The sequence below is a fragment of the Methanomethylovorans sp. PtaU1.Bin093 genome, assembly GCF_002067275.1.
Taxonomy (GTDB): domain Archaea; phylum Halobacteriota; class Methanosarcinia; order Methanosarcinales; family Methanosarcinaceae; genus Methanomethylovorans.
The window spans coordinates 84,228-106,779 of record NZ_MVQX01000054.1; the positions used below are offsets into that span (position 1 = coordinate 84,228).

Annotated in this window: 26 protein-coding genes; 10 read left to right on the plus strand and 16 right to left on the minus strand. The window is 42.7% G+C overall.

The genetic code is table 11. The features are described from left to right. The first annotated feature begins 83 nt into the window (after positions 1 to 83). Genes A4E24_RS06380 through A4E24_RS06390 form a run of 3 tightly spaced genes read left to right on the plus strand, consistent with a single transcriptional unit; the run spans position 84 to position 3,236 of the window. Complete coding sequence (locus A4E24_RS06380) at positions 84 to 2,531, plus strand: DUF3656 domain-containing protein (RefSeq protein WP_292352448.1); 2,448 nt, start codon at positions 84 to 86, stop codon at positions 2,529 to 2,531. Continuing rightward, a complete protein-coding gene (locus tag A4E24_RS06385; protein WP_292352449.1) occupies positions 2,528 to 2,950 on the plus strand; it encodes a nucleoside 2-deoxyribosyltransferase in 423 nt (140 codons plus the stop codon). The genes A4E24_RS06380 and A4E24_RS06385 overlap by 4 nt, the downstream gene beginning before the upstream one ends. Positions 2,951 to 2,990: 40 nt before the next feature. Next, entirely contained in the window at positions 2,991 to 3,236 is a 246-nt protein-coding gene (locus A4E24_RS06390) for a pro-sigmaK processing inhibitor BofA family protein (RefSeq protein ID WP_292352450.1), read from the plus strand. Here A4E24_RS06390 and A4E24_RS06395 read toward each other — a convergent pair whose 3' ends face one another. Both A4E24_RS06395 and lysS read right to left on the minus strand, forming a co-directional pair. Next, positions 3,237 to 3,893, minus strand: a complete 657-nt coding sequence (locus A4E24_RS06395; protein WP_292352451.1) for a class I SAM-dependent methyltransferase — start codon at positions 3,891 to 3,893, stop codon at positions 3,237 to 3,239. It lies immediately after the preceding gene. Then, positions 3,868 to 5,460, minus strand: coding sequence for a lysine--tRNA ligase (gene lysS / locus A4E24_RS06400; RefSeq protein WP_292352452.1), 1,593 nt, complete (start codon positions 5,458 to 5,460; stop codon positions 3,868 to 3,870). The genes A4E24_RS06395 and lysS overlap by 26 nt, the downstream gene beginning before the upstream one ends. 156 nt (positions 5,461 to 5,616) lie before the next feature. On the opposite strand from lysS, the gene A4E24_RS06405 reads away from it, so the two are divergent. Beyond that, the gene (locus A4E24_RS06405; RefSeq protein ID WP_292352453.1) at positions 5,617 to 5,874 is read left to right on the plus strand and encodes a hypothetical protein; all 258 of its coding nucleotides are present in this window, start codon (positions 5,617 to 5,619) and stop codon (positions 5,872 to 5,874) included. Here the strand turns inward: A4E24_RS06405 and A4E24_RS06410 are convergent. The 7 genes from A4E24_RS06410 to A4E24_RS06440 all read right to left on the minus strand — a co-directional run bounded on the left by A4E24_RS06410 (position 5,840) and on the right by A4E24_RS06440 (position 10,781). Next, complete coding sequence (locus A4E24_RS06410; RefSeq protein ID WP_292352454.1) at positions 5,840 to 6,619, minus strand: C15orf41 family protein; 780 nt, start codon at positions 6,617 to 6,619, stop codon at positions 5,840 to 5,842. The genes A4E24_RS06405 and A4E24_RS06410 overlap by 35 nt on opposite strands. Next, positions 6,600 to 7,253, minus strand: a complete 654-nt coding sequence (locus A4E24_RS06415; RefSeq protein WP_292352455.1) for an endonuclease III domain-containing protein — start codon at positions 7,251 to 7,253, stop codon at positions 6,600 to 6,602. Before A4E24_RS06415 ends, A4E24_RS06410 begins: the two co-directional genes overlap by 20 nt. A 72-nt stretch (positions 7,254 to 7,325) precedes the next feature. Then, on the minus strand, positions 7,326 to 7,682 hold the full coding sequence (locus tag A4E24_RS06420) for a hypothetical protein (protein WP_292352456.1): 357 nt from the start codon (positions 7,680 to 7,682) through the stop codon (positions 7,326 to 7,328). 24 nt (positions 7,683 to 7,706) lie between these two features. After that, positions 7,707 to 8,555, minus strand: a complete 849-nt coding sequence (locus A4E24_RS06425; RefSeq protein ID WP_292352457.1) for a ribose-phosphate diphosphokinase — start codon at positions 8,553 to 8,555, stop codon at positions 7,707 to 7,709. A gap of 67 nt (positions 8,556 to 8,622) precedes the next feature. Next, on the minus strand, positions 8,623 to 9,102 hold the full coding sequence (moaC, locus tag A4E24_RS06430) for a cyclic pyranopterin monophosphate synthase MoaC (protein ID WP_292352458.1): 480 nt from the start codon (positions 9,100 to 9,102) through the stop codon (positions 8,623 to 8,625). Positions 9,103 to 9,118: 16 nt separating this feature from the next. Further along, positions 9,119 to 9,304: a hypothetical protein gene (locus tag A4E24_RS06435; RefSeq protein WP_292352459.1), complete on the minus strand. Its 186-nt coding sequence runs from the start codon at positions 9,302 to 9,304 to the stop codon at positions 9,119 to 9,121. Positions 9,305 to 9,308: 4 nt separating this feature from the next. Then, complete coding sequence (locus A4E24_RS06440; protein WP_292352460.1) at positions 9,309 to 10,781, minus strand: NAD(P)H-hydrate dehydratase; 1,473 nt, start codon at positions 10,779 to 10,781, stop codon at positions 9,309 to 9,311. A gap of 134 nt (positions 10,782 to 10,915) precedes the next feature. Here A4E24_RS06440 and A4E24_RS06445 point away from each other — a divergent pair, with 134 nt between their 5' ends. The 4 genes from A4E24_RS06445 to hisE all read left to right on the plus strand — a co-directional run bounded on the left by A4E24_RS06445 (position 10,916) and on the right by hisE (position 15,404). Further along, the gene (locus A4E24_RS06445; RefSeq protein ID WP_292352461.1) at positions 10,916 to 12,367 is read left to right on the plus strand and encodes a DHH family phosphoesterase; all 1,452 of its coding nucleotides are present in this window, start codon (positions 10,916 to 10,918) and stop codon (positions 12,365 to 12,367) included. Positions 12,368 to 12,844: 477 nt separating this feature from the next. Continuing rightward, entirely contained in the window at positions 12,845 to 13,567 is a 723-nt protein-coding gene (locus tag A4E24_RS06450; protein ID WP_292352462.1) for a YkgJ family cysteine cluster protein, read from the plus strand. A 51-nt stretch (positions 13,568 to 13,618) separates the two neighbouring features. Continuing rightward, positions 13,619 to 14,905 carry a 3-isopropylmalate dehydratase large subunit gene (locus A4E24_RS06455; RefSeq protein ID WP_292352463.1) on the plus strand — a complete coding sequence of 429 codons (1,287 nt, stop codon included), beginning with the start codon at positions 13,619 to 13,621 and terminating at the stop codon, positions 14,903 to 14,905. 199 nt (positions 14,906 to 15,104) lie between these two features. Next, positions 15,105 to 15,404, plus strand: coding sequence for a phosphoribosyl-ATP diphosphatase (gene hisE, locus A4E24_RS06460; protein ID WP_292352464.1), 300 nt, complete (start codon positions 15,105 to 15,107; stop codon positions 15,402 to 15,404). 50 nt (positions 15,405 to 15,454) lie between these two features. Here the strand turns inward: hisE and A4E24_RS06465 are convergent, their stop codons facing one another. After that, positions 15,455 to 16,330, minus strand: a complete 876-nt coding sequence (locus A4E24_RS06465) for a CBS domain-containing protein (RefSeq protein ID WP_292352465.1) — start codon at positions 16,328 to 16,330, stop codon at positions 15,455 to 15,457. Between the two features lie 152 nt (positions 16,331 to 16,482). Between A4E24_RS06465 and A4E24_RS06470 the strand changes: the two genes are divergently transcribed. Next, the gene (locus A4E24_RS06470; protein WP_292352466.1) at positions 16,483 to 17,466 is read left to right on the plus strand and encodes an NOG1 family protein; all 984 of its coding nucleotides are present in this window, start codon (positions 16,483 to 16,485) and stop codon (positions 17,464 to 17,466) included. On the opposite strand, the gene A4E24_RS06475 is transcribed toward A4E24_RS06470, so the two are convergent. From A4E24_RS06475 to A4E24_RS06500, 6 genes are all read right to left on the minus strand, one after another. Next, positions 17,463 to 18,578, minus strand: a complete 1,116-nt coding sequence (locus A4E24_RS06475; RefSeq protein ID WP_292352467.1) for a pyridoxal phosphate-dependent aminotransferase — start codon at positions 18,576 to 18,578, stop codon at positions 17,463 to 17,465. The genes A4E24_RS06470 and A4E24_RS06475 overlap by 4 nt on opposite strands. A 13-nt stretch (positions 18,579 to 18,591) precedes the next feature. Further along, positions 18,592 to 19,206: a 6-phospho-3-hexuloisomerase gene (gene hxlB, locus A4E24_RS06480; protein ID WP_292352468.1), complete on the minus strand. Its 615-nt coding sequence runs from the start codon at positions 19,204 to 19,206 to the stop codon at positions 18,592 to 18,594. 20 nt (positions 19,207 to 19,226) lie between these two features. After that, positions 19,227 to 19,736, minus strand: a complete 510-nt coding sequence (locus A4E24_RS06485) for a hypothetical protein (RefSeq protein WP_292352469.1) — start codon at positions 19,734 to 19,736, stop codon at positions 19,227 to 19,229. Between the two features lie 30 nt (positions 19,737 to 19,766). Further along, complete coding sequence (locus tag A4E24_RS06490) at positions 19,767 to 20,129, minus strand: DUF2073 domain-containing protein (protein ID WP_292352470.1); 363 nt, start codon at positions 20,127 to 20,129, stop codon at positions 19,767 to 19,769. A 5-nt stretch (positions 20,130 to 20,134) separates the two neighbouring features. Then, the gene (locus A4E24_RS06495) at positions 20,135 to 20,770 is read right to left on the minus strand and encodes an Era-like GTP-binding protein (protein WP_292352471.1); all 636 of its coding nucleotides are present in this window, start codon (positions 20,768 to 20,770) and stop codon (positions 20,135 to 20,137) included. Between the two features lie 106 nt (positions 20,771 to 20,876). Next, positions 20,877 to 21,884 carry a phosphate uptake regulator PhoU gene (locus A4E24_RS06500; protein WP_292352472.1) on the minus strand — a complete coding sequence of 336 codons (1,008 nt, stop codon included), beginning with the start codon at positions 21,882 to 21,884 and terminating at the stop codon, positions 20,877 to 20,879. A 106-nt stretch (positions 21,885 to 21,990) separates the two neighbouring features. Here A4E24_RS06500 and A4E24_RS06505 point away from each other — a divergent pair, with 106 nt between their 5' ends. Next, on the plus strand, positions 21,991 to 22,467 hold the full coding sequence (locus tag A4E24_RS06505; protein ID WP_292352473.1) for a hypothetical protein: 477 nt from the start codon (positions 21,991 to 21,993) through the stop codon (positions 22,465 to 22,467). Positions 22,468 to 22,552: the final 85 nt, after the last annotated feature.

Here is a 22,552-nt window from a genome sequence, read left to right on the forward strand (position 1 = left end):
GGATATATATTCCCGAACATTGGCCGAAAACTTCAAGGTATTCCGGCCATCTTTTATATATCGTGACATCATCAGAACGCCTAATGTCCCATATCCCTGAACTGCTGGCCCCTGCCGGTGATATGCTATCTCTTAAGGCAGCTGTGGAAAACGGTGCAGACGCTGTGTATCTGGGTGTTAAGAAGCTCAGTGCCAGAGCTTATGCTTCTAATTTTTCTATCGATGAGCTGGAGCAAGCTATCGATCATGCTCACCTCAGGGGTGTGAAGGTATATGTTACAGTGAATACTCTTATAAAAGATGCTGAATTTGCTGAGGCTGCCAGGACACTGCAGAGCATTGCCGCATATGGAGCAGATGCCGTAATAGTGCAGGACATTGGCTTGCTATCATTTTTACGTGAATTTCTTCCGGAACTTCCTGTACATGCAAGTACGCAGATGACAGTACATAACACTGAAAGTATACGTCTACTTGAAGAACTGGGTGTAAAAAGGATCGTGCTCGCAAGAGAACTTTCACTTGGAGCCATCCGTTCCATCCGTGATCATACGCAGGCAGAGCTTGAGGTATTCATTCATGGTGCCCTATGTATCTGTTACTCCGGACAATGTCTGTTCAGCAGCATGATAGGCGGAAGAAGCGGTAACAGAGGGTACTGTGCACAGCCCTGTCGCAAGCAGTATTCTCTGAAGAAGAATGGACAAGAGGTCAATGTTAGGGGTAATTTCCTGCTAAGTCCAAAGGATCTTAATACTGCTGAGATCCTGCCCCAAATCATAGAAGCGGGTGTTTCATCCCTTAAGATCGAAGGAAGGATGAAACGTCCTGAATATGTGGCAGGTGTGGTAAGTATCTATAGGCGGCTTCTGGAGCGGTATGCAACAGATCCCGCAGGTTATTTCGTATCCGAGGAAGAACTGATAACACTTGAACAGCTTTTTAATAGAGGTTTCACCCATGCATATCTTTCGGGAAAACCACGTCTTGAGCTAATGGACCACGACGTGCCTTATAACCGAGGGGTTCTGGTGGGGACTGTAATTGGTCGTTCTAGGGGAGGTTATGCAAGCCTTAAATTATCAGGCTCTCTGAATGTTGGTGATGGGATTGGTTTTTCATCCGAAGGAACGGGTGAGAATGTGACCAGGATATTCTGTGAGGGCAGGCCGATCACTTCTGCTGGTAAAGGCATGGTTGTAGATCTGCTTCTTTCCAACCCTGTATCTGCAGGTACGCAGGTATACAGGACTTCAGATATCTCACTTCTTAAGTATATGGAAAGGTCTTTCACTTCTCAAACGCCTGTACGCAAAGTGCCGGTGAGGCTTAAACTTACTGCTGTAAAAGGCAAACATCTGGAAATGTCTTTGGAGGACAGCGATAACAATGTGGTAAGGATGGCTTCAGAATATATTGTCCAGACATCCCAGAAAAGCCCGACAACTAAAAGAGATATTGAAAAACAGCTCTTAAAGCTTGGGGCTACTGTTTTCTATCCGGTCTCACTGGAATTCAGGTCAGACCCCGATATTTTCATTCCTATCAAGGAACTGAACAATATCCGTAACAGTGCCGTTCAGGAAATGGAAAAGACAAGGACCAGAAAATGGAAACGTACATTTGAAGAATTTATTTTTTCACCTCCTCCTTACCGTGAGGAAAAAACAGGAAAACCTTTGCTGTCTGTCAGTGTGAATACTCTGGATGGCTTATTGTGTGCAGTAGATGAAGGTGCAGATATAATCTACTTTGGAGATGAGGACTTCCGCAGCCATACGAAAGACACACTTAAAGAAGCATATGATATTACATCTAGGGCAGGCTGCAGGATATATCTTACAACACCATCTATTGTCTGGGATAAGGAAATGGATGAATTGTATTTACTTATTTGGGAGGCACTGAAAATTGGTTTCTGTGGGGTGCTTGCTGGCAACCTTGGTATTCTCAGAGCAGTTCAACAGTTGGGTTGTAATATTATTATAGACTATTCTCTGAACGTATTCAACCACATATCATTTTCATTTTTCTATAGTGCAGGTGCTGAAGTTGTTACCTTATCTCCGGAACTTACGTTGGAGCAGGTTTCATCACTGAGCAGATATGGAACTGTGGAATGCATGGTTCATGGAGATCTCAAGCTCATGGTTATGGAGAATTGCATCGTTGGAAGTTTGCTGGGTGGGGAAAATGATGCATGCTGTATGCCCTGCAGGGATGATCAGTTTGCAATCAAGGATGAGAAAGGTTTTGAATTTCCGTTATTTATGGATGAAAACTGCAGGACCCACATTTTCAATTCCAGGGAATTATGTTTGCTGGATGATATTTCCAGCTTTATCAAAGCAGATATACTCAGATTCAGGATAGACGCAAGGTATATGGATGCGCAGAAAGTGCGGTTAGTAGTAGCTGCATACAAAAAATGTATAGATCAATGTATTTCCGAGCAGGGCATCTCCCATCTTTCCTGTAGGGACGTATCTGACAAATACACTAAAGGACATTATTTCAGAGGCGTATTATGAAGGTATTCCTTTCAGGCTCTATCCGGGGTGGAAGAGAACTTTTGTCAGTTTATCAATATCTTTGCTCATTTATTGTTTCTAAAGGGCATGAAGTACTTAGCGAGCATGTAGCCGACCCCCAGCTTGAGAATGGGGAATCTGCCATGACAGAGCAGGAGATCTTTGCCAGGGATATGGCTCTCTTAGAGCACAGTTCATGCCTTATTGCAGAGGTAAGTCTTCCTTCTACAGGCGTTGGCTATGAGATATGCAGTGCAGTCCAAAGGCATGTTCCGGTATTGTGCCTTTACAGGTCCGGATCAAATGTGTCGGCTATGGTCCTAGGTAATCCCCATGTTGTCCTGTGGCAGTATTCCACACTGGAGGAACTTGATGCCAAAGTGTTGACCTTCCTTATTTCGCTGCAGGCAGAAATATAGGGATAATTGTTAAATATTTATTCTGCTATATATTGCCTACATGGCTACAGAGATCATAATCGTTCTGGCTGCAATAGTAATTGCATACCTGCTTTATAAAGTCCTGAAGACTGTAAAGAACATGGTGGTCAATACTATCATGGGATTGCTGGTACTTGTTATAGCCAACACTGTTCTCGGGCTGGGAATAGCTTACTCATGGGTAGTGGTCCTTACCTGTGCCATTGCAGGTGTCGTTGGTGCCATCCTTGTGATCCTGCTGCATTACGTGGGCATCTTCTTCTGATCATACGCGCATAACGGCACTGATCATGTGCCGGATATATTTCTTTCCTCTGTAGTTCTTTTCCAGCAGATTGTCTTTAAATTCAAGGAATTCGAATCCTTTGAAAAGTGTCCTTATTTCTTCGGGAGTGAAGTAGTGGTAAAGGATTCCATTCTGGCGCATAAAACTGTGTTCTTCTACTTCCTCTCCCCCATATCTCATATCCTGAGAACCAAAGACCTCTAGGAATACCAACCCATTGCATCTTAAAACTCTTCTTATCTCGCTGACTGCAGCATATCTCCCTGCTTCAGTGAGATGCTGCACTACTCCCAGACAGATCACGGCATCAAAAGTTTCCCCCTTAAAGGGCAAGTGTGTAAGACTTGCAGTAGCATAATCAGCTTTTCTATCCTGCTTTTTCAGGTACTCCCTAGCTCTGTGCAAAGCCCCGGATGAAATATCCATACCTGTTGTGCTGTAGCAGGCAGATAGTGGAAATAGATGTCTTCCACATCCGCACCCCACATCCAGTACTTCGCTTCCAGGAGGAAGCAGTTCTGTTATATAGGATATGGAGCCGGCACAGCCCCATTGCAAATGCCTGTACTCCTTCTCCCACGCAAGAATATCTTCTTTCTCTATCAATTCTTCATGGCCTGTAACTTGCAGCTTCACTGAATCTCTTTGCAAGGAAGTCCTTTTCCATTGATGATAGGAACCATCCTGCCTTTGGGCCCGATTGCTGTCCCAGCACGGCCAGATAGATGGCTTTGAACATCTCAGTTGTTCTCACTTCCAGTTCATCAGCACCAATCCCCATTATACGGGCCATCCTGGCATTAAGGGAAGAACTCTTATCCTGGGAGGAATAGACAAGGTTGTGGTAATCTTCCCCGCTCAATTCCTTTGCAGCATCTATCTCCTCGGATAATGCCTGGAGGAAAGCTCTCTGTATATCGTTCAAGGTTGCAGCCTGTACCGGCATTTCTTCCTTCACGCTGAACTTCACCATGTCAGGAGCATACATTTCAAGCCACTTTCCGACGTTCTCTGCAAGTTCCAGTATACATTTCTCATTTTTCGTGCTGTATCCCGATCTCTCCACTATCTTCATCACTCTGTCAAGATCACCGTGAGCTACCTGGTAAATAGTGATCATATGCTTGAACGGGATGTCAGTGTGGCAGATACCTGCTGCATGTGACAGTTCTTTCAGTCGCTTATCATAGCCGGATCCTTCCGTGTTAGCACTCAGCTTTTCGTATTCGTCTACCAGGTTGAGCAGGGGCAGGGAAGGATCAAAGCGAATATGCTTCTCAGGTTTTGTTCTTATGATCAAGTATCTCAATATTTCGGGTGGGAGGACTTCCAGCATATCGGAAATTGCTACTACCACTCCGCTTGAGGAAGACATTGCGCCTTTTGTACCCAGCATGATCCATTCATATACTACCGGATAGGGTGCTTTGTATCCATATATTTCCTCACTTATGGCTTTGCCAGTATCGTAGGACCCACCTTTGGAAGCATGGTCCTTCCCGAAAGGCTCAACTGTAACTCCCAGCACACCCCAGCGGGCAGGCCAGTCCACCCGCCACGTAAGTTTCCCTCCTCCTGTCATTGATACGGTTCCGCAATCTCCGCAGGAGCAAGCATAATTAACTGTCTCTGCTTCAATATCAAATCCAGTGACTTTAGTGGTCGTAAGCCGGCCGCATTTGCTACAGATCGGATTAAAAGGACTCCAGTCAGCTGTGACCTCTTTTCCAGAGTGTTCCTGCAGGATACGTGCTATTTTTTCTCTGTTGAGGAGAGCTGTTTTGATGCTTTCCACATACATTCCCTTTTTATACATCTCATCAGCCCGGTATATTTTAGGATGGATGCCTAAGCGATCCAGGGCTTTGTAGAACGGTTTGAGAAAATGTTCAGCATAACTGGTACATTCACCGCATGGGCAGGGAATTTCTGAAATAGGCTTTCCCACATGAGGTGCAAAGCTTTCGTCCAGGAAAGGATATACTTTCCTCAGAGGATCGTAAGTGTCCGCAACATAGATAATTTCTGCATCTGCTCCCTGATCCAGCAGAGCACGGTAAGTTGCGTCTGCCGTAACCACTTCTCTCATGTTCCCGATGTGGATATGTCCTGAGGGAGTGATGCCAGTTGCTACCAAATGCTTTTTTCCGCTTTCAAGGATCTCCTCTGCCATGACATCTGCCCAATGCGTTATCTCTGCCATATTAGTTCACCAAATTCATAATAATGATGCATTATGAAATTATATACTATTATTTTAGAGCTGTGGTGTGAAGGTATTTTTCTTCTCACATAAGAAAAAATGTTCGCACAAGTACGAATCGAAAGAGTTAATTAGTAGTATATGCTCTTTTCCTCAATGACTCGTATCACACCTAAAGGAGAAAGGAACAGTCTTTCAGTTATGAGGGATATATTCATGCTGTATCGGATGCGCGACCCAGCAGGTGATGAACTTGCCTCTCTTATTGAAATGCTGGGCACTCATGGTGCCATTGCATTTGCTCCGGTTCTTTATGATGAAGGTGATCATCCGGAAGCCGATGAAACAGACGCAAATGCTACCCAAGCTGTGCTTGTATTCACTGGTGAACTCCAAAGTTCAGAAGCTCAGTGACCTCTTTTTCGAATTCTTCAAAGAACAGGTAGCATTTTATTATATGTCCATTGCTTTCAAGCGTGTCCAGGAACCCATACCAATATACTACTAATCCACGGCCGGACATCTGTTCGTAATGGGAAAACTGTTTTTTCGTGTAGTGTTTGTGTTCCTGCTCATCCCCGAACATTGCCTTGCTCTCTATCCAGGATATTTTCATGTTATCTATTGTTATAGGTTCAGGCAAAAGGAAGTCTGGGGTCTTGGTCATATTCTGCTCTCTTAATTGTTCCTCGGTCAGGAAATCTATTTTATGAGCCTTTAGCCACCGGGAGATGATCTCCTCTCCAAGTCTGCCTTTTTCCAGCTGGAGATCGTGTGCACGTGGAGAAAAAAAATGATCTTTATCCAGGGCCTCTATGATCTCTTGGCTTAAACGTCTGTTTTGAAGTCTGGCCGGGGAATTAAAAGCCATTTTTTTAGGTATGTCCAGTTCTTTCAGTATCAGGGAAGCCATCAACGTGGCAGGTATCTTTTTAGTTTTGGACATATCGAGTATCGTTTTCCCTCTGTTCCATTGTTCCAGTTGTGCCGGTCCACTTCTTTTCAAATTGCCGAAATTTGATTTGACCTTAGAAACTGTTTTTTGGGATAATATCGTATATGCAATACCCGGATGGATGCCGAACGTCTTTGCCACAGGCCCTATGTCCGTTATGTCCTCCAGCAATTCGTATATCTTTTCATACTTGCTCTTTTCCATGCATTGTTCCTTTCCTGTGGCCCTTTATCAGTATACATTCCTCACAGCGTTTTTTTCCACAATATGATTTCCCATATTCAACGATAAGTGCATGGTACTCTTTGAACATGGTGACGTCCTGTGGGAGTGCACTTTCAAATAATTTCTGTAGCTTTCCATAATTGCCTTCCACGCCTATGCAGCTCATAATGCGTGTAGTGTACGCATCTATAACAAATTTAGGTTTATCAGCAGCATACAGTAGGATGCTATCTGCAGTTTCATTACCAACGCCATTCAGAGATAACAATATTTTACGTAACTGGTCAATAGGAAGGTTGAACAGTTCGTACATATCGTTCTCTATCAGGAACTGTGCTGCATTTCTCAGCCTGGCGGCCTTCTGTCGATAGAATCCACAGCATCTTATCATTTCTTCCAGTTCGATGATATCTGCTTTGGCAAGATCATATGGTTCAAGCAGTCCTGCCTGCCTGAGGTTGCCTATGGCCCTTTCTACGTTGGACCATTTTGTCTGCTGGGTCAGAAAAGCCCCTACAATTACCTCAAAGCGCGTTTCTGCGGGCCACCACTTCTGGGGTCCGAATTCTTCCAGAAGTATCCTATATATCTCTTTAAGGTCACTTTCTTCCATTTCTGAAGGTAACAGAGAAAGATCATCTCCAAAGTCCTTTCCTTTAGAAGTTTGTATCCATCATTTTTTTTATTATTCTCGTTCTTTTTTGAACTTATCTTGTGTTTCTATAACAGTTGTATTCTTGTTGCTTACAGTTACCTTCTCAAAAGGTTCGCTTGTCTGCACATCTGCTGCAATGTTCTTAGGATCATTTTCGGATCCTTTTTCAGGCATCTCTGGGATGCCTATATCTCTTCCTAATTTTATTTTCGTATTCTCTATGTATGTATCCAGGACCACTCTTTCAGAAAGGGTCTTTTTGTGGGAACTTCCGTATCCAATAATGCAATTAGCTTCTTTGGTGCGCCAATCCACATGATGGAGATGACATTGTTTTCCTTTGCAATTTGATTTTCCATCAAGTGGACACTTCGCAGGTATTCCCATAATGATCGCCGATGATAATTGAGGTTAGAAATTCTTTATGGAAGCAGCAATAAGGGGCGCAACGCTCACCGAGCTCTGCGCTTTCTCCAGTGTATCCGTAGCTATGATATCACGCACACCTGCATTAAATAGGCGCAACACCGCATTCTTTGCCAGCACTGGATGTACGCATGCAAGGTACACATCGCTTGCCCCCTGGCTCTTGAGGAGTTTTATAGATTCTGCCATCGTACCGCCTGTGGCGATCATATCGTCTACCAGGACAACATCCCTGCCACAGACATCCATATTCTTCGTTTTGATGGTCACGGTGTCCCCAGAGAGCCTGGTCTTTTCAAGATGATCGTACTGAATACCCACTCCATTTGCAGTATTTTCGGCCAGGCTCATGGCGCCTATATCAGGAGCAACTATCAACGGATCTTTCAGATGGAGAGAGCTGATATGTTTTCCAATGACATCTGATGCATCCAGGTCAAAAGCATCAGAACTGAAATAATCCAGTATACTTGGCTTGTGGATATTTACAGTAAATATTCTGTCGGCAGATACGCTTCTAGCTACAGCTCTTGCACTGATGGGCTCTCCGGATTTGAACTTCCTATCCTGGCGTGCATATCCCATATAGGGAATAACCACATTTACTACCTGTGCATTTTCACAGGCATCTATCATAAGCAGCAGTGCCATGAGGTCAGAATCTGTCGCAGTGCTCTGTATAATGGTCACTTCGTCCATAGGCTCTTCCATTATGCGGGTATAGATCTCCCCATCGGGAAAACGGTTGAACTCACAAAGAGTTGGTTCAATGTTCATCTCTCTTGCCACACGGGTAGCAAGCGCCTGTGATGCTGGCCCTCCTATTATTTTCAATTTAAGTACCTCATGAAATTGTTTACTTGATCTCAGATATGATTTTTCTACTCTACTATGTCTTATGTTAATTAGTTTTGGTTCCCTTTATCTTTTCGAGCACACTTATGTTCTTTATGGAAGTGTTGGGATAATTACCCGTGTCATCTTTTTCTGCAGATTTAACCATGTCCCACACTGTTAGGAGTGCAATAGAAACACCTGTTAGTGCTTCCATTTCTACTCCAGTTCTGCCAACGGACCGGACCTCTACAGTGGCAACTATTGCTCCTTCCCGGAATGAAAAGTTTACATCGACACTTGTTATAGGTATCTGATGGCACATCGGTATCATTTCAGCAGTTCTTTTTACACCAAGTATAGCTGCTGTCCTGGCAGTTGCCAATACATTACCCTTTTCTATTGTGCCATTTTTAATTCTCTCTATAGTTCGGTCGGAGAGTAAGATCTCTCCGACGGCTGTTGCACGCCTGTCAACAATATCTTTGCTACTGATATCCACCATTATGGCTCTGTCATCTTTCAGATGGCTTAATTTTTTCTCCAAGGGAACCACCATCAATTCAGTCTATGCGCAGGTTTTGCCTTTGCCGATAGTCCTCAATTGTATTCTCTAATTTTTTTATGAGATCTTTAGCTTCATCAACTGTCAACTTGAGTATTTCCTCGTCTTCTACGTGGGTAATTATTATTCTGACATTTTTTCTCTCAATATCAACGCTGATCTTCCTATTCTCATCTTTTGTCATAAACTCACTCCCTCATCACATCAGTTATCCTTTCGATTATATCTGTAGCTAGTAACCCATATCCTTTATCATTGAATGCAAGGTCTCCTGCAGCTCCATTTATATAAGCTGCACAGGCGGCAGCTTTGATTGGTGAGTTGGCGGCTAAAAGTGCACCTGTGATACCCGCAAGCACATCTCCTGTACCACCCACGCTCATTCCTGCATTACCGGTCCGATTAAGCATGACTTTCTTTCCATCGGAAATAATATCCACTTTTCCTTTGAGAAGAGTAACTACATTTTTTTCTTTAGAAAATGTCATTACTTCTTCTATCCTCTTGTTCATGTCCACTGAAGTTTCAACTTTCCTTATCCTTGAAAACTCTCTGGCATGGGGTGTGATCACTATTTCGGAAGCAATGCCTTTTGCCTCCTCGAAAGCAGGCAATGCATCTGCGTCAAGTACTATTTTTTTGCATAAAGGGATTATCCTGCGTGCAGTTTTTTCCACTCCGTCCTCATTCCCAAGCCCCATGCCCATAACAATTACATCGTGCTTGCAAGCAAGTTCTGTGATCAGGGGTAGATCATCAATGCACAATCTTTGACCTGATAGACAACGTACAATAAGATCAGGAGAGAATGATGCAATGGTGCTGGCCACATTGGATGGGGCTGCCACTGTTACGATGTCAGCTCCTGTTCTGAGCGCTGCGAGGGCCGCCAGGGCCGGAGCTCCCGAATAAGCCCCTCCTCCTATTATGAGGATTCTGCCAGCTTGTCCCTTATGGGAATCAGGCTTCCTTATATTCAGGTTTCTCAGGTTCCCTATACCTATAAATCTTTCAGCATGGGAACAAATACCTATGCCTTCTACCTTTACTTCGCCGGTGTAATGGGATGCTGGAAGCCTGTTCAATTCTTCTTTCATTTTATGGAAAGTTATTGTCAGGTCCGCTTTGACACATTTTGGCACTTCGCTCTTTGTGTCCATTGTCCCTGAAGGCACGTCAATTGATATCACATATTTTCCTGAAGAATTTATAAGTTCTATTGCCGAAGCTTCTGGTTCTTTAATATTGCCTGTCACACCAGTTCCAAGTATTCCATCAACTATGATTTCGGCATTATTGATCGATCTGGATAGTTTCTCATCTCCAGGATATGTTATTTCGTTTATGCTGTTGATGTTACAATGTCTAAGCAGCAGAAAGTTCTTCCTTGCTTCTTCAGTGCGTATGGAGGCTGCATTTCCTAAAAGTATGACCTCTACCTGGAACTGTGGGAACTGGCAAAGGTGGCGTGCGGCCACAAAAGCATCGCCTCCGTTATTCCCTCTGCCCGCGATCAGCAATATTTTTCCTCCGGAAAAACGACTACTTATCTCTTTTGATACCGAAGAACCTGCGTTTTCCATGAGCTGGATGGGTAAAAGACCAAGCTGAGAGCAATTTGCATCAATAGCTTTCATTTCTTCCCAGTTAATAGAATCCATAGTTATCTTTTAATCCATTGTTTTACATTCTATTTATTCATTGATATTTCCCGAATCCAGTAATTGACCGAAGATCATGGTTTGACTGGGACGAAGATTATGGAGGTCGTTCTATTAACGCCAGCACCAAAGAGATGAATGCCATGGACAAGTCTAAGATAAAACCGCTTTATCTGGTCCTAGGCAGCGGTAGTTTAGGTTTCGCTCTTGTAAAAGAGCTCAAGGAACGTGATAAAGAACTATTTATTGTAGATAAGGATCCTCAAAAGGTTGAAACCTTAAGGGAAGAAGCCTATGATGCTATTGTAGGTGACATCAGTGACCCTGTGGTTTTGGAAAAGATCAACACAAAAAACCTAGCAGCTATAATGATCCTGAGTTCTGATCCACTGGCTAATAAAGCTGCGCTGGCGAATATAAGGAAAAAAGTTTCACCAGATGTTTATTGTGTAGCACGGGCCTCGGATGCCATCAATATGCAGGAAATGGAAACACTTGGGGCCGATCTTGTGATAATTCCTCCTAAAGTTGTGGCAAAATCCCTTGCAAGGTCTTTGGAAAGAGCCGAGTCCATGTTAAGAGGGAACAAACTTGTGCAGTGGTTCAATGGGCTGAGGGGCAAGACCCTTGCAATAGTCGTGCACAATAATCCGGACCCTGATTCGATCTCCGGTGCTCTTGCTCTTCAGGAGATCGCCAAGAGTTTTGATGTGGTTTCAGACATTCTCTACAGTGGGGAGATAGGTCATCAGGAGAACAAGGCATTTGTGAATTTGTTGGGTATAGATCTTTTCAAGATGGAAGATCGCGATATCTCAAATTACGATAAGATCGCTCTTGTAGACTGTGCAGTCCCGGGTTCAAATAATAAATTGCAGCCTGGTATCCATTTAGGTGCTGTCTTTGACCACCATCAGGTTGGCGATGCACATATCGATGCAGAGTTCATAGATATACGTCCGAACGTGGGTGCTTCGGCAACAATTCTTACAAAATATCTTCAGGAATTGAATATAGACATTGACAAGAAACTTGCAACTGCTTTGCTATATGGTATTCGAACCGATACCCTGGACTTTAAAAGGAATACAGATTCTTCCGATCTTTCTGCAGCATCATATCTGTATCCTCTTTCGGAGCATGACATCCTTGATCAGCTTGAGCGTCCTTCCATGTCCACAGAAACCCTTGATGTGTTGGGTGAGGCCATTTTAAACAGGCAGGTATATAGCGGTTATCTCATTTCGAATGTTGGCAGTATCAGGGACAGGGATACATTGCCCCAGGCAGCAGATTATCTGCTGAACCTTGAAGGAATATCAACCACTCTCGTCTTTGGTGTATCGGAGGACACTATTTTCATTTCAGGCAGAAGCAACGATATACGTGTGAATCTGGGGGATGTTATGAAAAAGGCATTTGGTGAAGGTTCCGCTGGTGGTCATTCCAATGCTGCAGCTGCACAGATCCCTCTAGGTGTGTTCAGTGTTGCAAAAGACAGGCAGACTTTGCTTAAGCTTGTTAACGAATCGGTTGTTAAAAGGTTCCTTAACGCTGTAGGTGTGGAGGAATCGAACAAGAAATAGTCTGTTGAAACTCAATTTCTTTCTTGTTCTACCTTCTTTTCTTTATTTTTTTGTCGTTGTCCATTGTAGTCATTTGTTGTTACGCAAATATTACTATATACTTTCATTGTACCTATCAGATGTGTCCATAGAACAGTTAGCTGATATGTTTCTTACTTTTTCATACTTATTCATGCAAACTTATTTTATTCTAAATGCAGTGTGCTTATGTATGAATATGTATGAACATGTAGATACTATCATTTCATATTTGTATGAATAGATATTGATCGGGATTTTTCGTCGCCGTCGATTTGATCAACATCTCTTCCCTTGAAGTCTTGTTCAATTTATGAATAACTATTTTGTATGTTATCTATTTTATATCATAATCTATTCTTTATATTTATGTTTTCATATATTATATATTAGTTATTCAACTATACACTTTAATTAGCCCGATATCTTGATTACTCATATTATAGCTATAGAATCTCAATGCCATTTTCAGAGCAATACAGAGATCTTCTTATCCAAGGTGCCAGAAAGGAACTGTATCGGGCAACCGAACTGAAAGTTGGATATGTTGCCTCAATGCTAAGAGAAATAGGATTCTCATGCACTCAATGCGGGAGCTGTTGCAGAGGTGATCATAGCGATAACCGCGTAATGCTCCTGCAGCAGGATATTTTGCGTATATCTAAATACAGTGTTTTATCTGCTACAGAATTTTCATTGCCTTTTGTCCCGGATGAAGTTGAGAATGCTCTAAAAGGAAATTCTGATCTCTCAGATCTGGTCCCATTCACTGATAGTGATGGAAATATTCACAGTTTTGGCTGGATGCTCAGGCGTAAAAAAAATGGCGATTGCATTTTTCTTGAAGCTGCAGATCTATCCTCCAGGTGCTTGATCTATGATCTCCGGCCTGCCCTATGTCAGACATATCCTTTTTACATGGAAGATTGCAAGCTTCATACCTCAGAATGTAAGGGTTTGGGGTCAGACATATCCTATGCTGATAGTCTGAAACTTGCAAGGCTGGTGCTCGATAGGTATATACGTGAACTTGAAGAGCGTATTCTGGTATATCAGCACTACGAACATTTTGAGCATGTGGGCACAAATATTGACTATTCTCTGGAAAGGTTCAAAAAGGGGCATGTATTCTATATAGTGCATGACAGTGAAGGGACCCATCGCAGACGTGAGCGTATGTGAGTCCCATATAGATCGCTTTATTTATAATGAAAAATTAGAATGTTGATCACCATGTCTGAGAACATCAACTATCCAATGACTATTGCTGAGAAGATCTTCTCTAAAGCATCAGGAAAAGCCGTGAAGGCTGGGGAATTCGTACTTGCAAATATCGATCGTGCAATGACGCATGATATCACGGGTCCTCTTGCAATAGATGGTTTTTACGAGATCATGGCAAGTAAGCAAGAGAAAAAAGTGTGGGACCCCAGCAAGATAGTGATCATTTTTGATCATCAGGTGCCGGCAGATTCTCTAAATGCCGCAGCAAACCACATAAAACTTAGGAGGTTCTCCCAGGAGCAAGGTATACTGAACTATGATGTGTATGAAGGTATATGCCATCAGATCATGCCCGAAAAAGGACATGTAAGGCCCGGGGATCTTGTAGTTGGTTCGGATTCTCATACATGCGCATATGGGGCAATCGGTGCTTTTTCCACCGGTATAGGCTCAACGGACATGGCAGCGGTCTTTGCTACGGGCAAGTTGTGGTTCAAAGTGCCCGAGACCATCAGGTTCGAAGTGGAAGGCAAGTTGCCAAAAATGGTCTATTCTAAAGACCTCATTCTGCACCTTATTGGGGATGTAGGTGTGGAAGGAGCACGTTACCAGGCTGCAGAGTATGCCGGATCGACTATCCACAATATGTCGATCTCTGAGAGGATGACCATTTCCAATATGGCTATAGAGATGGGTGGAAAGGCCGGTATAATAGAAGCCGATGAAATAACTGCAGCTTACCTTGAGCAGCGCATTCCAGATTATAAATTTGACCCATACTGGAAACCCGATGAAGGTGCAAAATATACTGAGATCAGGAAATATGATATCTCTAAGCTCGAACCACAGGTGGCCTGTCCCCACAACGTTGACAACGTGAAGCCGGTTACAGAAGTGGAAGGTACGAAACTTGATCAGATATTTGTGGGTTCCTGTACTAACGGTAGATTTGAAGATATTGAAATAGTAGCAAAGATCATGGGTGATGAGCCTGTTGCCAAAGGCGTCAGACTGCTTATCATTCCTGCTTCCAGGACAGAATACCTGAAAGTCCTCAAAGCTGGTTATGTAGAGCAGTTCATGGAGGCAGGCGCCATTGTGGAGGCTCCGTGCTGTGGTCCATGTATGGGGGGCTCTTTTGGATTGCTGGGCGATGGGGAGGTAGGGCTTGCAACATCCAACCGTAACTTCAAGGGCAGGGAAGGAAGCCCGGCTTCATTTGTCTACCTGAGCTCTCCAGCAACTGCTGCCGCATCAGCTCTTACAGGTGAGATCACTGATCCGAGGAAGATCTGAAGCAATGAGACCAAAAGAGATAAATACATTTCTTCAGTGATAATTTGGCTAAGACGTTGGTTCTACCAATACCCGTCATATTGGATGGATATATTCCAACGTCTTCACATTAAATTCTCTTTTTGATCAACAGGGAAAACTCTTTAGATAAAGACCGCTTCATTGCATTTGCTTCGTGTTCTTTGTTCTGAGGTGAACTATGTCCGATGCTGATCTGTCTGTCCTTAATGAAGTTTATGATGTTATCTATGACCGCAAGTCGAATCCTGTGGAAGGCTCGTATGTCTGTTCCTTGCTCAATCATAGGAAAGGCATCAATAAGATACTTGAGAAGGTCGGAGAAGAGGCGATTGAAACGATCTTAGCAGTTAAAGAAAAAGAAAAAGGCCAGATCGTATCCGAATCGTCAGATCTCATATTCCACTTGTTGGTTATGTTTGCTGCACTTGATATCTCTCTGGAGGACATTGCCCAGGAAATGAGAAAGAGAAGAAAATGATCTCTATTTACAACCTTTATGACCCTTTCTTCTCTGTGCTATCATCTATATCAGTATACTGCAAGTTCATGCAGTACATCTGTCTTTGAAAGGACGCTTTTTGGAACGCCATCATAGGTTACTATAATGAATCCCACACCATGGGCATTGAACAGCTTAACGGCATCTATCAGGGAAGCTTCTGAATCAATAGTTACCAGATCCATTGCCATTATGTCTTTAACTTTTGCATCCATGCTTCCCTTTGCAAGGGCTTGCCCAATGTCCTTAAAGGTAATTACTCCTACTATGCTCCCATTGTCTTCTACGGGAGCACCATGTATATTACTCTGTGAGAGCATCGCAGCAGCATCTTTTATACTGGTATTCAAATTAACTGCGATGAAGTTCTTGCTGGAATAGTATCTCACGGGCTTTTTAGGCAGAGATATCATCTCATTTATTGAAAACACAAGTGTGTTCTCGGTATCGTCCCTTCCCACTATCTCTCCCCGCACTATAAGTCTATTGACCGGAGTTGGTCCCATCTGTACAAGGTCCCCCTGTTCAAAAGTTCTTATGTTGCCAAGCACCTTTATCATTCCATGACAAAGGTCCGGGTGACGTACGGTGGTAAAACTGATCTCTGCTACAGTTGCCCCTTCTACCACTTCTCCATTCCTGTAGATGGGCACCATCGCTTCATTCTCCATAGCAGTGACATTTAATGCCTCGTAAGCCTCTCCGGTTGCTTTATAGCCACCTTTGGGACCAGGTACACCCTCCACAAGTTCAAGCACTTTCAAGGATTGCATCTGGTTTCTGACCGTGCCCGGATTCCTGTTGATTATTTCTGCTATTTCTTCACCTTTTATAGCGCGGTCCTTTTCCCTCTGGAGGTTGATCAAAGCAATAAGTATGTCTTTTTGGATAGGTGTGAGCTCCATGTGATCACCATTCGCCTCTTGTAAAATTAAAATATAGTACTCCACCCATATATATATAATTGAGTATTTTTTATCAATGTTAATTATATTCTCCCCGCAGAACAACAATTATATACGTCATATACCTTGAACGTCATACAGGTAAAGAAACAATGATATTCGAAAAGATTCCTACTATCCGTACTTCTGATGAACTAATAGATAAAGCCTTCAGAAGAGGTGTAAGGGCAGCAACTGGGAAAAAATCAAGTAGCAGGGCAAGCTTCCTTGAGTCCCAGGAATCTATGCTGCTAACCTCAGCTAATATATTGACCGATAATCTGGCCAATATCAGCAAAAAATTCCCGAACTTTGATGAGCTGTCTGGTTTTTATTATGAATTGGCAGATATACTTGTAGGGGTGGACAGATTACGTACTTCCCTTTCCAGAGTCGCGTGGACAAGTGAAAAGATACATGATCTCACCAGGGAATATGTAGGTCGGATGCGTGGTAGCCCTACGCCGGAAAACTTACGCAAACAATGTTTCGGACGCATAGGATCATTGATGGATTCCATAAGTAAAGACCTTTTACTCTTAAATGAAGCCCGTAATATCCTGCGCAAACTCCCGGATGTCCATGAAGAGCCAACCATCGTTGTGGCGGGTTATCCTAATACTGGTAAGTCCAGTTTTGTAACAGCAGCAACGAAAGCAACTCCAGAGGTTGCTTCTTATCCATTTACTACTAAAGGGGTATCCATAGGCCACTTTTCTCGAGATGATCAAAGATATCAGGTCATTGATACACCTGGTCTTCTTGATAGGCCAATGTCCGAGAGGAACGATATTGAACTGCAGGCGATCACTGCTTTAAAACATCTGGATGCAGTGGTGCTTTTTCTTATTGATGCAAGTGAGAATTGTGGTTATACCATTGAGGAGCAAAAAAATCTGTTGCAGGAAGTCAGAAGTCAATTCGATCTGCCGATACTTGTTGTATCTAATAAATCTGATCTTCCTCATTTCCAGGATCTCGATGTTACAGACATGTCCATGTCCACAGCTACGGGAGAAGGCATCGAAGAAGTACTATCTACCCTTGTGGAAATGATCAAAGAAAAAAAGAATGATAGGATCAGCGTTCAAACTTAAGTGATCACTTTTTCCATTATTTCCAATGCTTTGTGGATGCTCGGCATGGATGATGCATAGGATATCCTTATATGTCCATCGCCTCCTTCTCCAAAAGCGGTGCCTGGCACCACAACCACTCCATTGGCTATGAGATCACCGGCTACTTTAGTGCAATCATCCACTTCAGGGAATGCATAAAAAGCTCCTTTTGGAACCACGCATTTAAGTCCCATGGATCGTAGTCCGTCCATCAATACGTTTCTGCGCCTCAGGAACTCTTCTCTCATAAGTGCCACTGAATCCTGGGGTCCGGATATGGCTGCAAAAGCTGCTTTCTGTGCAATGGAATTTGCACATGCCTGCACGTACTGGTGAACTTTTAGCATCTGTTCCACATATTCTTCCTTGGCTGCCACATATCCTATTCTCCATCCGGTCATTGCATAGGTTTTGGAAACAGCGTTTACAGTTATCACATTATCTGTAAATTGGGCAGGACTAACATGTTCTCCTTCGTAGATAAAATGCTCATAAACTTCATCAGAGATGATGGTAATATTTTTATCGTCTGCTATCTCTGCAAAGGTCTTCATGTCCTTCTTGCTTTGTACTGCACCGGTGGGGTTCGCAGGAGAATTGATTATCATTGCCTTTGTTTTCGGGCTAAGTTTTTCGATAATCGTTTCAGGGCGGATGGTAAGTTCATCGTCCAGAGGGATACTGGATACTTTACCCCCCATCATGTTAACCAAGGCATTATAGGAAACAAATCCAGGATCTGCTATCATCACTTCATCGCCAGGGTCCACAAGAGAGGCAATGGCAAGTTCAAGAGCTTCTGAGGCTCCGGAAGTGATAATGATCTCTGAAGGATCAACTTCAAAGGAATTTTCTTTTTTGAACTTCCTGCTCAATACCTCTCGAAGTTCTATAATTCCAGGGCCAGCTGTATATGCGGTGAATCCCGAGTTTATGGCATCGATAGCTGCCTGCTTGATGTGTTGTGGTGTATCAAAATCAGGCTGTCCAAGTCCAAGATTTATTGCATCTGAACCCGCAGCTTCGAACATCTTCCTGATCCCCGATATATTCATACCGAGGACCCTGTCAGCAAACTTTGACCCGGACATATCTTATCATCCTTTATTCCAATTTATTATGCCTTGATTTGAGGTCCTCCTCAGAAGCACCTGTGATATTGATCAGTTCTGCTATCACACCATCAAGAAAAACAGTTGCAGACGTTTCAAAAGATGTGCCAAGTGGTGTAAGATATGTGTACTCTCCTCTAAGATGCCTTTCAACATATTCACCTGCATCTTCTTTTGTTCTTCCCGCAATCTTTACCACGGTATCGGATATTTTCCCTAATCCGGAATCCTCGTTAGAAGTGATGGTTATGAGTTTAGCGCCTATCTCCTTTGTGATCATTCCCAGGTTTGCCACAGAACGTGTCTGTCCAGAGCCGGATATAGCAACGACTGCATCTTCTTTTGTCACAGCAGGTGTTGTTGACTCTCCTACTACATAAGCTGTGAATCCCAGGTGCATAAGCCTCATGGCAAAAGCCCTTCCAACAAGTCCCGATCTTCCAGCCCCCATTACAAATACTGCTCGTGCATTAATAATATGCTCAAGCATTTCTTTGATGCTTTTACTATCAAGTTCAGCAACTACCTTTTGAAGGTGTTTTGCCATCAGCTCCATTGATGAAATCAAATACTTGCATTCGGTTACTTCTAATCTTTTTTGTATCATTGTCTCACTTGCCTTCGCGCTTAGAAATTTGATGTGCTCCTGCTCTCATCCTTATAGGTTATATTTTTCAGTTTCCATTGCTCGATAGTGCCCAGCTCCTGATACAATCTCATAATATTTGCATAATCACCAGTCCAGTATATATCGATGAGCACATTTTTTTCCCTAAGTTCTTTAAATATGGAATCTGCCAAGTATATAAGGGCATTATTGCTTAAGAAAGGAACATTAAATGTTGCCCTGTAACCTCTCTTGAACTTAGCATAAGATATCAGTACAAACCCATAGCTTTCGTACAGAGTGATATCATCAAAGCTACAAGTTATCTCCTTTTCATGAACTGCTAACTTGTCAACATTGGATATACAGGTGAGAACTTTCCATATTACTGTTGCAGGCACGGTTCTGCCAAACCATACTGATATTTTTCCATAGCTACACACCACATTAACGTCATCTCTACCCATCTCCATGGTGCAAAGGTATTGAGTAGGCGATATTATTACCCCAGTATAGTCAGCAGGTTCCATCTTACTCACAGTCTGCACATGGTATCACACTCATTTATGAGCTGATAGGAGTGCACTTATCATATTTCTATCCTTTTTCAGGGTTTTAAGCTGGTCTGCAGGCCCCACAACTGTAAGCCTTGTGCGAACAGTGTGTTTCTTAAGTATTTTTCCAAATATTGAAGTATCATCTTTTGAGGGGTAACTCTCCATCTCTATTCCTGAGAACCCGTCTGGATCGATCAGGGTCATGGTCATCTCTATGAGGCTTGCCTCTTCTTCGGGTGTAAGACCTTTTTCCAGAACAAGGATCTTGCCGCTTCTAACCTCATCGATAATGAATCTTACCTTTTCAACAGGAGCCATCTCAGCAAGTTTTTCTTCGGATATGAGGTCCATCTGGATTCCCTGCATTTTCATCACCCAAACCTTTTTGCAATCTCTTCATATAGTGTATCTATATTCTTTCCTTCAAGCGCAGATATAGCTACCATGGGGTGCTGAGGGAAAGCATCTCTAATAGTGGAAGGTGACGATTCAGGAAGATCGATCTTATTGGCAGCTATCAAAAGAGGTAACTTCCTTGCTTCCATGTTGCCTATGACTGTGACGTTAACCTGTGTGTATGGATCTTCAGTAGCATCCATTACAAGTATCACTCCATCAAGATTGTCAAGCCATTTGACAGCTTCAATGACCCCTTCAGTTGCTTCTTTTGCCCTCCTTTTTGCTTCATTCTCTTCCATTCCATGCTCCATAAACTCATGAAAATCTATTTTTGTAGCAAGACCAGGTGTGTCAATTATGTCGAGGGTTATAGAATGTCCGTTTGCTTTAATTGTCACACCTTCGCGACGTCTTGCACGACGGGTCTCATGTGCTATGTGGGATACAGAACCCATTGCATCACCTGTCCAGTCGCGCAGAATACGATTTGCAAGTGTAGTCTTTCCTGCATTAGGCGGACCATAGATGCCTATGCGTGCGTTCTTTTTTCTAAAGAGCTTTTTAAAAAAATCAGAGAAGTTCTGCTTGAATGATGTAATTACGCCCATTTATTCCCTCCTGGAAATCCAGCTCATGAAACGTGAAATGTTATTTTTCTATAATAATCCTTTGATTTATAATAGTTATGTATACTTCTATCTCTTTTCCTATTTCTTATCCATGTGTGGCAGACATTGCAGAGTTGATAGCTATCTCAGCGATGTTAGCTCCGTAATCCCCTGTCCTCTCTATACTGTCCATTACAATACCCAATGCCACTATTGCTTCATGGGATTCTATCTTCAAAATGTACTGGTCAAGCCTATTTATTTTTGGTTTGAGGGCATGTTCTCTTTCTATAACTTTATTGGCAAGTTCAGCATCATGGTTGTACAGGGATTCCACGGCATCTTCAACTATCTGACGGTTTGCCTCACTAGCTTTTTCTATCATTTCCATTATATTGTCCGGAATCGCATAGTTCATATGCATCGCCATATTTGCTATCTTCTGTGCATGGTCTGCAATACGCTCAAGCGGCCCTGCTGCCATGCGAAGGTCATGGTATTCGTCTATTGATGTTTCAGAAGTGTCTGGAAGCTTGGTACCTTTGAGCACTGCGCGGAATTGTTTTGCTGTCAGAAGGAATAGCCTGTCGACATCATCATCCCTTTGTATAACGTCAAGTGCCAGGTCTTTGTCATTGGTCTTAAGTGCTCTGATAGCATCTTTTTGCATGGAGTTTGATAACAGGAACATCCTTCTAACACTTTTTTTGATCGATATCTCGTTAGGATTGAGCAGATCCTTTATAACAACTTTTTTTCCGGTTTCCTCTATTATTTCTGGTCCTATCAGTTTATAACACATCTCTCTTATGATGTTCTTCTGTTCAGCCAGCATTTTCTCTGATTTTATTTCTATTATGTCTGCACCTACGAGATAGGCTGCTATAATATCTCTTATCAGGATCTCGCCCATGCGATCAGTGACATCAAGCTGTGTCTTCCTTATTGGCGGAGTATCCTGGATAGGGTCTATCACGAGCTTACCGTCAGGTTGTGGTGAAAGTGAGAGGCGGCTTCCAGTCCTTATACCCACTTTGTCTGCCCATTGTTTTGGCAATGAAACTATATAGGTTGAACCACCAGTTTGTTGCACTTTTCTGATCTCTATGGCCATCCCTCTTTTTTGTAAGATTTATAGGATATATAGAAATTAGGTTTGTATATATACATTTGTTCAGCACAAGCAAATTAATATATATTTAAATGTATTATTTTAATTCATGAACCACCTACCCATAAACCCTTCAGAACTTGTTCTTCTTAGAAAGATCATGCCTATCATCTGCATCATTGTTCCATGGGAGTTCTATTTCTATAGTACAGGTTGGGGCATCAAATTCTCATTTTTCTATGCTAATTTTGACATGGCCTATGGTACCCTTCTTGTTAATGTAGTGGAGCAGTTATCGATGTTGTCTTATGGTGGCTTTGCTCCTTCTTTTCGTACTATCTCCTGGTTTTTCGGGGCATTGATCTGTGCGGTAGTATCTATCAATGAGCTTTTCAGGGAGGATCTTTTGAAAACTCTCAGTGTACACACATCTGGTTATCTTCTCCTATTGTGTTCAGCATTTAACATATTAGGTTCTTTTGCAGTTTGGAGCAGTTCTTTCAGGGCCATACCAGTAGCTTTCTTGTTCCTCCTGTTTACAGCTTATATCTACATTTATAACAGCCAAAGGGGGTGCATCGAATAAACATTGATTTATCCGGCAGCTATTCCCACTGTGCCAGCCGACATATTAATAGGTACTAAAACACCTTTGTCATTACTCATTGGTG

Coding starts and splice junctions, on each gene's coding strand:
- A4E24_RS06380 (WP_292352448.1), top strand. CDS start 84: ATGTCCCATATCCCTGAACTGCTGGCCCCTGCCGGTGATATGCTATCT.
- A4E24_RS06385 (WP_292352449.1), top strand. CDS start 2,528: ATGAAGGTATTCCTTTCAGGCTCTATCCGGGGTGGAAGAGAACTTTTG.
- A4E24_RS06390 (WP_292352450.1), top strand. CDS start 2,991: ATGGCTACAGAGATCATAATCGTTCTGGCTGCAATAGTAATTGCATAC.
- lysS (WP_292352452.1), bottom strand. CDS start 5,460: ATGGCAGAGATAACGCATTGGGCAGATGTCATGGCAGAGGAGATCCTT.
- A4E24_RS06405 (WP_292352453.1), top strand. CDS start 5,617: ATGACTCGTATCACACCTAAAGGAGAAAGGAACAGTCTTTCAGTTATG.
- A4E24_RS06410 (WP_292352454.1), bottom strand. CDS start 6,619: ATGGAAAAGAGCAAGTATGAAAAGATATACGAATTGCTGGAGGACATA.
- A4E24_RS06415 (WP_292352455.1), bottom strand. CDS start 7,253: ATGGAAGAAAGTGACCTTAAAGAGATATATAGGATACTTCTGGAAGAA.
- A4E24_RS06420 (WP_292352456.1), bottom strand. CDS start 7,682: ATGGGAATACCTGCGAAGTGTCCACTTGATGGAAAATCAAATTGCAAA.
- A4E24_RS06435 (WP_292352459.1), bottom strand. CDS start 9,304: ATGACAAAAGATGAGAATAGGAAGATCAGCGTTGATATTGAGAGAAAA.
- A4E24_RS06440 (WP_292352460.1), bottom strand. CDS start 10,781: ATGGATTCTATTAACTGGGAAGAAATGAAAGCTATTGATGCAAATTGC.
- A4E24_RS06445 (WP_292352461.1), top strand. CDS start 10,916: ATGAATGCCATGGACAAGTCTAAGATAAAACCGCTTTATCTGGTCCTA.
- A4E24_RS06450 (WP_292352462.1), top strand. CDS start 12,845: ATGCCATTTTCAGAGCAATACAGAGATCTTCTTATCCAAGGTGCCAGA.
- A4E24_RS06455 (WP_292352463.1), top strand. CDS start 13,619: ATGTCTGAGAACATCAACTATCCAATGACTATTGCTGAGAAGATCTTC.
- hisE (WP_292352464.1), top strand. CDS start 15,105: ATGTCCGATGCTGATCTGTCTGTCCTTAATGAAGTTTATGATGTTATC.
- A4E24_RS06465 (WP_292352465.1), bottom strand. CDS start 16,330: ATGGAGCTCACACCTATCCAAAAAGACATACTTATTGCTTTGATCAAC.
- A4E24_RS06470 (WP_292352466.1), top strand. CDS start 16,483: ATGATATTCGAAAAGATTCCTACTATCCGTACTTCTGATGAACTAATA.
- A4E24_RS06475 (WP_292352467.1), bottom strand. CDS start 18,578: ATGTCCGGGTCAAAGTTTGCTGACAGGGTCCTCGGTATGAATATATCG.
- hxlB (WP_292352468.1), bottom strand. CDS start 19,206: ATGATACAAAAAAGATTAGAAGTAACCGAATGCAAGTATTTGATTTCA.
- A4E24_RS06485 (WP_292352469.1), bottom strand. CDS start 19,736: ATGGAACCTGCTGACTATACTGGGGTAATAATATCGCCTACTCAATAC.
- A4E24_RS06490 (WP_292352470.1), bottom strand. CDS start 20,129: ATGCAGGGAATCCAGATGGACCTCATATCCGAAGAAAAACTTGCTGAG.
- A4E24_RS06495 (WP_292352471.1), bottom strand. CDS start 20,770: ATGGGCGTAATTACATCATTCAAGCAGAACTTCTCTGATTTTTTTAAA.
- A4E24_RS06500 (WP_292352472.1), bottom strand. CDS start 21,884: ATGGCCATAGAGATCAGAAAAGTGCAACAAACTGGTGGTTCAACCTAT.
- A4E24_RS06505 (WP_292352473.1), top strand. CDS start 21,991: ATGAACCACCTACCCATAAACCCTTCAGAACTTGTTCTTCTTAGAAAG.